This window comes from Enterococcus sp. AZ015, assembly GCF_050499225.1.
In the GTDB taxonomy this organism is placed as follows: domain Bacteria; phylum Bacillota; class Bacilli; order Lactobacillales; family Enterococcaceae; genus Enterococcus_D; species Enterococcus_D entomosocium.
Genome location: NZ_JBMHEX010000001.1, coordinates 3345890 through 3359242 on the forward strand (window position 1 = coordinate 3345890; position 13353 = coordinate 3359242).

Here is a 13353-nt window from a genome sequence, read left to right on the forward strand (position 1 = left end):
ATCAAAAGCTATTAAATTTCTTCCCCTCATATAGCTGTTAAAAAAATCATGAACTAAAATTCTTATAAACACCTTTTTTAATTGTTGTTTTTTGTATATCTTTTCAAATGTTTTGCTGTGTATGAATCTTCTAACGTTAATAAGTCTATTGGGTACCCTTGAAACAATACTTTACCTCCAAAGTTCCCCCCGCCAGGTCCCATTTCGATAAGCCATTGAGCCTGACTAATTATTTTGAGATTGTGCTCTAGAACAATCAATGTATTTCCTTTTTGCAAAAGTTTATTCAACAATAATAACAGCCTGTCAATATCCGCCTCATGAAGGCCGGTAGATGGTTCATCTAATATTAGACAGTTAGAAGTATTTTGAGCAATTATTTTTGCTATCTTTAAACGCTGAAGTTCTCCACCAGAAAATGTATCTAGCGACTGCCCCAACTTCATATACTCTAGATGAACATCCATGAGAATTTGCATCGTTCTGATCAATAAGCGATCATCAAACAAATCTACTGCTTTTCGAACTGATAATTGTAAAATATCGTAAATAGTGAAACCATGCCATAAAATAGATAAGGCTTCATCGTTATATCTTTTTCCTCGGCATTTCTCACAAACTTGCTCTGCATCCCCCATAAAAGCCAAATCCATTTTTATCACTCCTTTGCCTTTGCACAGAGGACATGCTCCTTTACCGTTATAGCTGAAAAGAGAGGCACTTTTACCAGAACATTGCGCGTAGATGCTCCGAATTTTATCAAAGACATTTAGATACGTGAGAACATTTGAGCGAATGTTGCCATTTATCTGACTCTGGTCTAATATACTTGCTTCAGGATATTTTTTTTTGAAAAGATAGCGAATGAGTGTGCTCTTCCCAGAACCAGCTACTCCGGTTACAACCGTTAATGCTTGTTTTGGCAACACCACAGAAGCGTTTACAACATTGTGCAAACTAACCTCATTTAATTCGTAATAGGAAGAAAATTGTTGTCTTTGTGTATTAACGTTCAACTGATCTGCCAACGCTCTTCCAGTGATGGTGTTCGACTTCAGTAGTTCATCATAGGTTCCTTCAAAGGTGATTTTTCCACCGCTATCCCCGGATCCTGGACCGATCTCAATGATATGGTCTGCAATTTGTATAATATCCGGATCATGGTCAACAAGAACAACAGTATTTCCTTTATCTTTTAACCCCCTAATTATCTTTGCTATTTTTTGAATATCTTCTGGATGGAGTCCAATACTAGGCTCATCAAAAATGTATAGAATATCACTAAGTGCACTGTTAAGATGTTTAACCATTTTTATTCTTTGAGATTCTCCACCAGATAATGTTGCTGTTGGACGGTTAAGAAACAAATAGCCTAAGCCAACCTCCTCCAAACTCTGTAGTTTCTTACTTAAATCTTTCAAAATCACCTGAACAGCAGAAGAATGAATCCCTTTAATAAATTTGCTTAGTTCAGGAATAGGCATCCTTACACAGTCTGCGATCGATTTTCCATTTATCTTTGCAGAGCGAACAAGTTTACTTACTCTAGTGCCTTGACAATTGGGACATTCTTTCACTTGCAGAATGTGATTTAATGGTGCACTATATTGCGTGCTCTCTTTTTCGATAAAATTTTTGGTAATTCTGGGAATGATCCCCTCATAACGTGCAGTTTTTGGCCAATTATTCGTAGGATTACTTGGAGTGCTACCGAGATCATTTAGTAAACGGTCCAATTCTTCTGCTAGGTAGTCTTTAATTTTTTTATTGTTATCGAAATTACCAGATTCTGTATACCTAGACAGGCGCCATCCTCCCGATTGAAAAGTAGGAAATTGAATAGCTCCCTCTGATAAAGATTTGTCAAAATCGATTAACTTATCGACATCAATCTCTTTGACCTCACCTAATCCCTTACAAACTTCACACATTCCCTTGGGATTATTAAACGAATAATTCATAGAATATCCAATAAAAGGGGTTGCAACCCTCGAGAATAGCAGCCTTAAACTTGAATATATATCTGTTACAGTTCCAACTGTGGAACGTGCATTTCCTCCTAGTTTCTTCTGATTAATCACAATAGATACTGGTAGATTTTCTATTTTATCAACGATCGGTTGAGAATAGTGAGGTAGTAGCTGTTGGATATAACTCGAATAGGTCTCGTTTAGTAATCGTTGGGATTCAGCTGCTAAGGTATCAAATACCAAAGAAGATTTTCCCGAGCCTGAAACACCTGTTACGACAGTTACTTGATACTTAGAAAATTTCAGAGAAAGATTTTTTAAATTGTTTGTTTTAGCTCCTTCGATAGAAATGAGATCATTCATCATACCTCAGCCTTTCCGTTTTAAGCGCTTCTAAATATTTCTTTGCTAGTTCAGCGAACTGCTCTTTTTCCTTCCGGTTAAAAACTGCATTTGCGATTTCAGATAAGTGTGTATGTCCATTATCAATAGTTGTTAATAAATGACTTCCCTCTTTTGTCAAAAAAGTGAGTAGTTCTCGACCATCTGTATCATTGGGTTTCTGTTGAATATAATTCATTAATTTTAGCTCTTTTAACGCCTTTGAAAGTTTTGTCCTACTAATTCCTAGCAAAACACTCATTTTTGACGGGCGCATCTCAATTTCAGAATTTAGAATATTTAAAATATCATATTGAAGCCAACTAATTGTTTTAGGATTTAGTCTGGTTCTTTCAGCCACCAATTCACATTGTAAGTTTACTAATACCTCTTCTAAATTATTCATTGAAAACTTCCCTTCAAATTGATTTCTATTTGGAAACTATATCATTTGGGAAATCAGATGTCAAATAGGTAGTCTATCCATCTGGCGCTTATCATTGTTGCGCGTTGATTCCTGCTTAGTCAAGCAGCCTCTTTCGTAGAAAAACGACAAGTTATTGGAATGGCTATAAAGGAGTCATGATCCAATGAATTTCTGACACTGGAAAACTTAATTATCGGAAATTCATCGGCCCAAACTAAAAATAGAGTACTCAGAAAATAGATATTTCCAAGCACTCTATGTATTAAAAATCTTTCTTTCACTATCAAAGCAAATGATTTAACTCAAACGATCAATTTGGATCGCACCTTTTATGACGATCAATTTGAGCAGGACATGCGTACTTGAATTCATTTGTTCAACAGGTTTCCCTCGTTAACCATGGCTGCTTTTCTTAGTGTATGATTCTAAACTAAATTCAGTTTCTTCATAGGGAACATCTTCCGCATGTATGCGATTGTATCGCTGCTTAAATTTTCGAAACCCAAACACCACTAACACTTTCACGATTGCATAAAGTGGTATACCGAAAATCAACCCAAACATGCCGAAAAGTTCACCCATTATCCATAGCACAAAAATAATTGTTACTGGATGGATCACCATATGTTTTCCCATGACCTGAGGTTCGATCAGCTCCCCATTTAATAATTGAACAACGATCCAGACAATGCACAACTGAATGAACATCGTAGGAGACGTCATGATTGCAATGATTGCACAAGGGAAAAAGGCTACAACCGGTCCGATATAAGGAACGATAGCTGTTGCGCCAACAAGAAATGCTAAGCTTCCAGAAAAAGGCATGTCGATAATTAAGAAGCCAATAAAAGTCAATGTTCCTATGATCACACAAACGACTAGTTGGCCCTTTAGATAGGCGCCCACCTGATTTTCCATCGTCCGAATGATTTCTTTGACTTCATGACGTAATCTAGGGGGGAAGATACCTAAAGAATACTCTACAAATTGACGGTCATTTTTCAATAAAAAGAACGTGATGATCGGCACTGTCAATAACAACAATAGGACATGGGTAATCGTTGAAAACACTTGTGAAGCACCGAAAATAATATTGCCCAGATATACGCCCACATTATTAGAAACTTGATTTATCCAATTCGCCAGAACCTCGAGTCCCTCATGATATGCTTGTTCATATCTAGTATTTTGTATAAAAGTTTCTATTACTCGTTCAGCTTCGATCAAATAATTTGGGAAGTTTTCGATCAATCGTTCAAATTGTTGGATAAGTAACGGCAGTGCGAGGGCAGTTGACAAGATGAAGGCAGCAGTAAGTGTGCATAATGTAATAATAATACTCAGTACTTTTGAAAGTCCTAGCCCTACCAAAAACTTTACAACTGGTTTAAGTACAAAATATAAAACGAGCGTCATAGTTAACGGAGGAAGAACCACCTGAAATACTTTAACTACTGGCTCAATCAAAAAGGTAAGATTTTTGAACAGCAATAGTGTTGCGCCCCCTATAAACAGGACCGCTAAGATGTATAAGAGTGTAGCCCCACCCAACATTTGTATCACTTTATGTTTCTTTTTCATTTCTTCTCCCCGTTCTTTCATTATCTAAATCAACCTTCTTTTCTTGTAAAGATTAGCTCACCCCAAATGGACCTTTTCATTTACTAATCTCCCGCACTTGAGGATTCGATGCGATTTGAAATGAAGACAACTTTTATTTAATAATCTTACCATAATTAGTCATAAAAATACCTCTAAGCTATATCTCTAGCCTAGAGGTGTTTTTCAGATTGATTAATGAGCTATCTTCTCTATATTATTTGACAAACTCCCTTTATTATTTTAGTATTTTCAGAACTTTTTATAATCATTCACAATAAATAAATTTTAATTATCAATGAAAAGTCAGCCTCCAAAAAAATTATACCGTTAGCTTAAATGAACATAATAAAAAGAGCCTAATCAAAAATGAAAAAACAGGTGAATCATTAATGAATCAAGAACTTTAAAGTTTGCAATTCCTTAAATGAATTATTCTTATATTTAGCGACTCCTATTTTATCTAGACATAGATTTCATTGTAGGTTTCTATACACAATATCGAATAGCATTATTAGAAATTTGATTCAAAAAGAGTGTCCAGAAACGATCATTTTCTGAACACTCTTTCTTCCTCTTATCGATTACTTCTTTTACGTTTTTTAATTGCTACAAATACGAGTGTGACTAACAAAGCTCCGACACTACTTAAAATCAGTTGTCCTTTAATCTGTTGTCCAGTTTTTGGTAAATGATTATTTGAATTACCATTGTTCTTAGGATTATGCGCTTTAGTGTTATATACGTACACGACTTCTTCAGCTGCGTCACTGAAAGTACCTGAAGCATTATCTGGGGTTTCTACTACATACCACCCTGGGATCTCTTTGGCTTCGCTTGTATATGGTAACCCTACTTTTCCGCTTAATACCGTTGGGTCTGCCAACTGATTCCCTTCGGAATCTTGATATTTCACTGTGACTGGTGCTGCATCGCTGCGTTCATATACGTACACCACTTCTTGCCCTGTATCACTGAAGGTGCCGGAAGCATTATCTGGGGTTTCTACTACATACCACCCTGGGATTTCTTTGGCTTCGCTTGTATATGGTAACCCTACTTTTCCGCTTAATACCGTTGGGTCTGCCAACTGATTCCCTTCGGAATCTTGATATTTCACTGTGACTGGTGCTGCATCGCTGCGTTCGTACACGTACACCACTTCTTGCCCTGTATCACTGAAGGTGCCGGAAGCATTATCTGGGGTTTCTACTACATACCACCCTGGGATCTCTTTGGCTTCGCTTGTATATGGTAACCCTACTTTTCCGCTTAATACCGTTGGGTCTGCCAACTGATTCCCTTCGGAATCTTGATATTTCACTGTGACTGGTGCTGCATCGCTGCGTTCATATACGTACACCACTTCTTGCCCTGTGTCGCTAAACGTGCCTGAAGTATTTGTCGGTGTTTGTGCTACATACCACCCTGGGATCTCTTTGGCTTCACTTGTGTATGGTAACCCTACTTTTCCGCTTAATACCGTTGGATCTGCCAACTGATTCCCTTCGGAATCTTGATACTTCACTGTGACTGGTGCTGCATCGCTGCGTTCGTACACGTACACGACTTCTTGCCCTGTATCACTGAAGGTGCCGGAAGCATTATCTGGGGTTTCTACTACATACCACCCTGGGATCTCTTTGGCTTCGCTTGTATATGGTAACCCTACTTTTCCGCTTAATACCGTTGGGTCTGCCAACTGATTCCCTTCGGAATCTTGATATTTCACTGTGACTGGTGCTGCATCGCTGCGTTCATATACGTACACCACTTCTTGCCCTGTATCACTGAAGGTGCCGGAAGCATTATCTGGGGTTTCTACTACATACCACCCTGGGATCTCTTTGGCTTCGCTTGTATATGGTAACCCTACTTTTCCGCTTAATACGGTTGGATCTGCCAACTGATTCCCTTCGGAATCTTGATATTTCACTGTGACTGGTGCTGCATCGCTGCGTTCGTACACGTACACCACTTCTTGCCCTGTATCACTGAAGGTGCCGGAAGCATTATCTGGGGTTTCTACTACATACCACCCTGGGATCTCTTTGGCTTCGCTTGTATATGGTAACCCTACTTTTCCGCTTAATACGGTTGGATCTGCCAACTGATTCCCTTCGGAATCTTGATATTTCACCGTGACTGGTGCTGCATCGCTGCGTTCATATACGTACACGACTTCTTGCGCTGTATCACTGAAGGTTCCCGTCGGATTACCTTGAACTTCTTTTATAGTATACCCGTCTATTTCTAACTTATACTCTGGCGTTGTTGCATCAAAAGATTCACCAATATTACCGCTAATTTTTTGAGAAGGCTTCAATTCATTCCCTTCAGTATCAATATAACTCACCGTAACATCTGCAGCGGCTTCTTGATGATTGATCGAAAATTGGTGCAAATAGGTTCCTGAAGAAATGGCGTAAAAACTATATCCATCTGGTTGAGCATAGGATCCGGCAGGATTATTCAGTCGTGCGTTATACTCCATTGTTTCGATACTTTCAAATTCACTTTGAGTAACCCCAGATACAGTAATCCCATCTTCTGTAATACTTAATCTTGAGGAGGGTACCTGTACACCATTCAAATCAAAGTACGTCTGACTAGTACTATTCGATTTTGTAAAAGGAGGCTGATATCCATCAAAATTTGTTAAACGATTAGGCATAATGGAAAATGGAACAAAAAATGATTGATTATCGGGATCGTAATTTAACTCTTTTGCAGATAATGAAGTAATCGCATCATTTCTTCCTGTGTTTTGGCCATAAGCAGCTAAGTTTGATAATTTGGGAAACTCATTTATCACAGTAAAATCTGTCACGCCACAGAACTGTATTCTTAATTCTGTTAGATTTGGTAATGCAACCAGAGGTGCAATTGTCGTAATATTCATATTGGACTCGAAACTTAGCGACTCTAGTCCTTTCATATGAACTATTTTTGAAAATACAGCATCGGTTACATTTGCGGAACTAAGATTTAATCTAGTTAAACTGGCACCAAAGTTTGGTACATTATCATCCGTTACATTAGCACCCATCAAATATACATAAACTAAGTTATTTAACGAAGTGAGAACGGAAAAGTCAGTAACCTGATTTTGGCCGCTCATATAAAATGATGATAGATTTGTTGCATATTCCAAGCCTGTCAAATCAGCAATAGCGGAATCTGCAGCGTAGATATAGAGAGTCTGAAGTTTGCTCATCTGTTCCTTCGTGATTTCGGACACATCTATACCTAAAGATTTAGCAACTACGGATTGTAGTGCTGGATCCGGAAGCCAAGCTGCAAAATCTTCTTGATCATTATTTACTGCGACCTCAGATGGATTTGCAGAACTTTGACTTGTCGTCTCATTTTCAACTTGGCTATTCCCCTGATCTTCGCCAGAATATTTTGCGTTGTTAGAAGAGCTTTGCGTTGTTGTTTCTTCCGTGGATTCATTATTATCTTCTGTCGAAGTATCAGAAGATTCACTTTGCGTTGTTGAAGAATCCAGCGTTGTAATCGAATTACTCATATTTTCAGATTCTTCATTAGTTGCTTGTGCTACACTTTCTTGTTGCTCATCTGATCGAACATTCACAATGGGAACAAAAAAAGAAGGTACTATTAAACTTGCCAAAGATATGTAGGAAAAGATTTTCTTTTTCATCTGCCAACTCCATCGTGGTATTTTTTTAACCACCTATTTTTATATCTCATCTATTGTAGTAATAATGTATTCTATAGTAAATACTTTTCAAGCAAGGACAGAGTTCCTTCAACCAAAAATAATCATTATTTTTATAAGATACTTGGTATTATGTAATAATAGTTCCTCTTTGTTTTTTAACAACCCCAGAACAAAATTTAAAGAATGAAAGTTTCTATCTTTGTTAAATGATAGTTAGTGAAAGTCTTCCCGATGTGGACCAAACGTCGAAGAGATGCCCAGATTCATGATAAGATAGATCATTTCTGCATTACCTTTGACCACTTCTGCTTTTCCCGTGTCATAGTTGGTAAGTGAATAGGATTCAATAAGCACGTTTAGCTTCTCGCAATTTTTCACGTCTGTCCTCTATCGTTCGGTTAGAAATTTTATTACGTCTTCATAGGATTCCATCCCTGACTTCAAAATATATTATAAAAGACTACTTTTCCTTGATTCTTTTTCCAGATCACTTTATTTTAAAAATTAGTGAATGGCTAGTTACATCATTCAATTTATATCCACATAATTCTTTATTGTAGTATGGATAATCTTGTTCTACTATTTTTAACACTTCTTCGTCTGAAAAATCAAAATCTTCAATAGTGATAATGAGTTCTCGTAATAATACTAACTTAGAATCTATTCCTATAATTATTGGAATATCAATCCAAAAATTCGCGGACGTTAATGCTTCTATCAATTCTTTTAATTTTTGAACTTGATTTTCAATATAATTTTTTATCAACGGATGTGCTTTTAACTGCTTTTCTTCAAATTGAAATTCTTTGATATATTCAGATAGATTACTGATTTCGATCATAATTTTCGTCCTTTCCAAAATGAAATCAATACTATAAGCCGGTTTCATTTATTGTTTTTCCCTAGATGAAAGCCTCTGAAAGAAGATGCTTCCTTTACAGGTGAACAATGACCTATTTGAAAATTAAAAGAAAAACGCAAGTTGTTTGTTGCGCTGAACTATACACATTAAAGTTGGTTTGAGGTCTAGTTTTTAAAAAGCAATCGTCCTCTTAATAAATAATTGATATTTCACTCGTTATCCAAATGCCAAGTACTATAAGATCTATAATCTAAGTGGATTGGAAGAACCTTTAAGTATTTGTAAATTTTTATTTATCCTTAGGCAAGAAAGCTCAATTCAATGACAATGCTTTTTTTATAGAAAATGAGTTTCTTTATTCATTTCCTACTACAGCTTATTAATTTCCCTTGAATCTATACCTCATTAATACTACCCTTCGCTTTATTTCAAAATACGAATTTGTTGATTTTTTAAACCTTCAAAATCAACAGTTGGTGATTTATACAAAATAGAAGAATTGCGTTTTTACTTTCACAATGTCCTGACTGATTAGTTGATAGAATTAAAATAATGCATTACTATTCTTTTAAATAGAGTTGAAGAATATGGTCTATTTGTTTATAGTATTTTAGAAAGTTAAGATTACTTTAATCGAATTTCAAAGTCGAAGATGATGTGTTCTACTACTTATATATCTCTATAAGTTACAAAAAAGAGGAGGAATAGTTATCTCAAATAAAAAAAGAACGATAACGGAAATTGCTAATCTATTCAATATTGAACCTTCAACTATCCGGTTTTGGGAAAAAAAACAACTAATTTCGTTGAGTAGAGACGAAGAGAATAACTACAGATATTTTGATGCTCATTCTATATTACAGTTAGTTGATATTACTTTTTTTAGAAACTTAGAAATTCCCATTACCGATCTAACCCTTCATTTAAATGGTGATTTGGATCAAAGAAACCAAATATTAAACAATACTCTTATTACCGTTGACAACTGGATCAAACAATTAAATGCTGTATCAAAAGTACTTAATACAAGAATAAAGGATATTGCTCATATCAATCATTGTTTAAACGGAGAGAAAAACCTAAATCTAGAGTTTCCTTTTTCGAAATTTGAACCTCTTGATCTTTACAAAAAAGAACACATTTCTTCTTTATTAAATAATCCAACAAATTTTTTATTATTATTTACTGGAGATCATTTTGATACCATAACAGAAGAAATTGGCATTATAGACATTCCCAATAACACTATTCCTAAAGATCACCTTGCGGAATCAAGTGAAATATACTTTGGTGGGGCGTTAACTGTTGATAGATACGACTATAGTGAAAATAACTTGAATCAGTTATTGGATGATATACAAGATTCTGCCGATTACTCCAGTGTAGTCGCACAGTACATCGTCGGAGGTTTAGAAAATAACCGGCCTATTGACTACTACTTTTTTTGGCTTCTGTAACTGATCATTATCTATGAAAACAATCAAAGCAGAGGGATTAAAATGAACATTTTCTAAGTAATCATTCCCAAAGTTTCATCATGTATGTAGTATTATTTATCGTAGGAATGATTTCCTAAACACTACACTTTTGCAATCTATTATTTCTCGATTATCAAGATATTCCTTTATAAAATGATGTTAAAACTACTACGTTACTTTAATTGCTTATTATTAAGATATTAAGGTACTATATGTTTCTATTATATTTTTTCATATTGTTAAACACAAAAACATATAGTACCGAAAAAAAATCAACTTGTCTTTTCTTTCTTTTTTATTAACCAAACTATTAAGATTACGCTGCCTCCCAAAAAGCTCATTGAAGAAATTACTCCTCCTGTTTGTGGCAGACTCTTCTGAATATCTATTTCTGATGGTTGACTATCTAATTCATTTTGTTCAGAACTTACTGTCTCTTCTCTCTGATAAAATTGTACCCCCGCTTGATTCTCATAAGTAGATGCTTCTACGCTTGGCAAAGAATTTGAATAATTCATATAAAGAGAAATTATACTGAAAAAGAGTGCGATTAGTATTTTCTTCATTCGCTTCCTCCTAACGTAGGATCACCCACTAGTTCCCAAGTGATCACTGAGCGATACGTCCCATCATCCACTGGCGTATTCGCCGGCAATCTCAATTGAACGCCTGTCAAAGATCCATTCATTACTTCCCCAATTTGAATCTCTGTTGTACCATGTTCTCCTTCATATAATTCATTGGGATTGCTCATTGCCCCAACTAACTTCGGAGTGTGGCTCAATACAATGTCTTTTGACGGAACCGTGAACCCCGTATGGACCGTTTCTTGGACACTTAAATCTTTGAGTATCATCGTTGCCCCAGTCAACACTTGCTTTTCTGAATTCACAAATGGACTAGCAGAAACAAAAATGGACCATTGCGTAGTATTGCTGTAATCATCAATCGTAATGGTTGGTGCGTGTTCACCCTTGGCCGCTACCTCTTGATGGCGGCTTGATTGCTCAATGATTCCAAAATTAAAATTTCCATTCGTTACATTAGCCAGCTCCAACCGACCTGGTTCAACCGTAAAAGGCACTTCATAATCACGTAGAATAAATTTCCCAGTACTCAAACGTTCTTCAACACGAATAATTCCGACTACTTGTCCGATTTTGGATGTATCGGGATATTCTTGAAAACCGCTAATCGAGACATGACTGGTGTCAGAAAGATCTAAATATTTTGATATGTTTGCCTCCAATTCTTTTTCAGACATTCCTAACTGAATAGTGGTAGGATTTGGGTGTGCTCGATCAAATGTCAATAGGCTGTATCCATTACTTGTCAATTCAAAATATGCACGATTATTCAAGCTATTTACTCTTTCAGATTCAGAATGGGGGGCGTCATATTTTCTGAGTCGTGTAGGTTCACGATGATAGACTTCGACAATATCGCCAACTTTAGCATTTGTCTCCCCAAAACCGTTCCCAAAGTCAGAAACAGCTGAAGCAATCGTTTGAGTTCCTCTTACATCATACGAATAGGTCAACGTATCAGTGCCTATGACACGCCGCGTGTTATCACCTAAATCATGTATGCTAAAGTTATAATAAATACCAGAAAAATTGTTGTGTACATTTCCTGTCGTGCTTGTCGTTCCTCTTCGAGCAGTGATAATTCCAATGTCGGAATGCCAAGTGTAGATCCCAGCACTATAGTCATTAAACCCACTGAATCTTATTGCGTTTCCGAAAGTAACTGTAATTGGTATCTCGAGTATTAATTGTTGACTAGTTCTGTTGTGGTTTAATACTACAGAAGCACTGGTTGTTGTTCCGACAATACTCGTATCTGGAGATTTATTTATATTAAGGGTATACTCATCACTCGATAACAAGCCTCCATTAAGCGAAACATTGGTTATGGCCTGGGTAAGCTGACTTTCCGTCAATCGACCACCTAAATCAATTGTTTGAGGCACAACTTCTGCTGTCAATGCACTCTTCGCATAAACATAGGTCACTTCGATGACTCTTCCTAAAATATAGTTTCCAGAAGCTTCACCTCTGATTTCTAGAAGATAAAATTCGTCCAAATTTAAAGCCTCTGTTGTATATTCCGCCCCTGGCATCCCAAGATTTGACTCAGCATCACCTATCTCCTTTCCAGACTCATCAATATGAGTTACATTGAGTATTCCCCCCAAGGCCATTAAACGTGTACTGGATGTCACATCCGGTTCTCTTCTAACCGTATCGCCACGCATATTTACGACAAATATTCCGAAAGTAAGTTCCCCAAAATCGAAATATCCTCCTAAACCGTCAAAGATAATATTTACAGGCGCATGTTTATTAACAAAACCAAAAATTTCAAGAGTAATCCAACCATTTCCTGGAGAACTATCTGCTCTCGTTCGAAAATCTACATAATCAGACCTAATGTCCGTAAAAAAGGCAGCACTGATATCATTTCCATGCGCATCAACCGCTCGAACACTAAATCTTGAAAACTGATTACTGATTCCATAAACACGTGCCACATTGTACGCTCCGGGATTCACTCCGTTAAACGCAGTCGTAAGTTCCATATTAATAGTAGCGATTAGAATTGGTTCATCTATGTGCCAATCACTTATTGTGCTAGTGACAATGCTAGTTAATCTTTGATTTCTTTGCAATTGATCTTCAATAACTCCCTCGACAGTATCTTCAATTGATGACTCTTCCAGATTTTTTGCACTTGTTTGATCAGAGGATCCATCTGATTCTGTCTCCGATTCTTCTCCCTGCTGCTCCTGATTATTACTAGTTTCTTGGATCTCTTCTTCGTAATCAGATTCACTCGTAGACTCTTCGATCACAGTGGCCACAACGATCGCGGGAAATAAAAAATGAGTTGATAGAACTAGGCTCAACACAAAAACAAGTAAGACTTTTTTCATTGGACTATCCCTT

General features: G+C 36.6%; 9 protein-coding genes. 1 reads left to right on the forward strand and 8 read right to left on the reverse strand.

Annotation, left to right across the window (positions count from 1 at the left end):
• Nucleotides 1-77 precede the first annotated feature (77 nt).
• From IGK85_RS15715 to IGK85_RS15740, 6 genes are all read right to left on the reverse strand, one after another.
• On the reverse strand, nt 78-2333 hold the full coding sequence (locus IGK85_RS15715) for an ATP-binding cassette domain-containing protein (RefSeq protein WP_008380306.1): 2256 nt from the start codon (nt 2331-2333) through the stop codon (nt 78-80).
• A complete protein-coding gene (locus IGK85_RS15720; RefSeq protein ID WP_008380308.1) occupies nt 2326-2757 on the reverse strand; it encodes a MarR family winged helix-turn-helix transcriptional regulator in 432 nt (143 codons plus the stop codon). Before IGK85_RS15720 ends, IGK85_RS15715 begins: the two co-directional genes overlap by 8 nt.
• A gap of 414 nt (nt 2758-3171) precedes the next feature.
• The gene (locus IGK85_RS15725; protein WP_035006938.1) at nt 3172-4359 is read right to left on the reverse strand and encodes an AI-2E family transporter; all 1188 of its coding nucleotides are present in this window, start codon (nt 4357-4359) and stop codon (nt 3172-3174) included.
• Nucleotides 4360-4954: 595 nt separating this feature from the next.
• Nucleotides 4955-8044 (reverse strand): MucBP domain-containing protein, encoded by a 3090-nt coding sequence (locus IGK85_RS15730; RefSeq protein ID WP_429972324.1) that lies wholly within the window; start codon nt 8042-8044, stop codon nt 4955-4957.
• 234 nt (nt 8045-8278) lie between these two features.
• Nucleotides 8279-8443 (reverse strand): N-acetylmuramoyl-L-alanine amidase, encoded by a 165-nt coding sequence (locus IGK85_RS15735; RefSeq protein ID WP_008381653.1) that lies wholly within the window; start codon nt 8441-8443, stop codon nt 8279-8281.
• 109 nt (nt 8444-8552) lie between these two features.
• Nucleotides 8553-8906, reverse strand: coding sequence for a DUF7006 family protein (locus IGK85_RS15740; RefSeq protein WP_429972325.1), 354 nt, complete (start codon nt 8904-8906; stop codon nt 8553-8555).
• A 761-nt stretch (nt 8907-9667) separates the two neighbouring features.
• Between IGK85_RS15740 and IGK85_RS15745 the strand changes: the two genes are divergently transcribed.
• Nucleotides 9668-10384, forward strand: coding sequence for a MerR family transcriptional regulator (locus tag IGK85_RS15745; RefSeq protein ID WP_081487947.1), 717 nt, complete (start codon nt 9668-9670; stop codon nt 10382-10384).
• A 293-nt stretch (nt 10385-10677) separates the two neighbouring features.
• Here the strand turns inward: IGK85_RS15745 and IGK85_RS15750 are convergent, their stop codons facing one another.
• The gene (locus IGK85_RS15750; RefSeq protein WP_008381647.1) at nt 10678-10971 is read right to left on the reverse strand and encodes an LPXTG cell wall anchor domain-containing protein; all 294 of its coding nucleotides are present in this window, start codon (nt 10969-10971) and stop codon (nt 10678-10680) included.
• Nucleotides 10968-13340 carry a WxL domain-containing protein gene (locus IGK85_RS15755; protein WP_237714965.1) on the reverse strand — a complete coding sequence of 791 codons (2373 nt, stop codon included), beginning with the start codon at nt 13338-13340 and terminating at the stop codon, nt 10968-10970. Before IGK85_RS15755 ends, IGK85_RS15750 begins: the two co-directional genes overlap by 4 nt.
• Nucleotides 13341-13353: the final 13 nt, after the last annotated feature.

Bases quoted from the DNA above. Each gene is read 5' to 3' on its own strand.
- IGK85_RS15715 (WP_008380306.1), bottom strand. From the start codon at position 2,333: ATGAATGATCTCATTTCTATCGAAGGAGCTAAAACAAACAATTTAAAA.
- IGK85_RS15720 (WP_008380308.1), bottom strand. From the start codon at position 2,757: ATGAATAATTTAGAAGAGGTATTAGTAAACTTACAATGTGAATTGGTG.
- IGK85_RS15725 (WP_035006938.1), bottom strand. From the start codon at position 4,359: ATGAAAAAGAAACATAAAGTGATACAAATGTTGGGTGGGGCTACACTC.
- IGK85_RS15730 (WP_429972324.1), bottom strand. From the start codon at position 8,044: ATGAAAAAGAAAATCTTTTCCTACATATCTTTGGCAAGTTTAATAGTA.
- IGK85_RS15740 (WP_429972325.1), bottom strand. From the start codon at position 8,906: ATGATCGAAATCAGTAATCTATCTGAATATATCAAAGAATTTCAATTT.
- IGK85_RS15750 (WP_008381647.1), bottom strand. From the start codon at position 10,971: ATGAAGAAAATACTAATCGCACTCTTTTTCAGTATAATTTCTCTTTAT.
- IGK85_RS15755 (WP_237714965.1), bottom strand. From the start codon at position 13,340: ATGAAAAAAGTCTTACTTGTTTTTGTGTTGAGCCTAGTTCTATCAACT.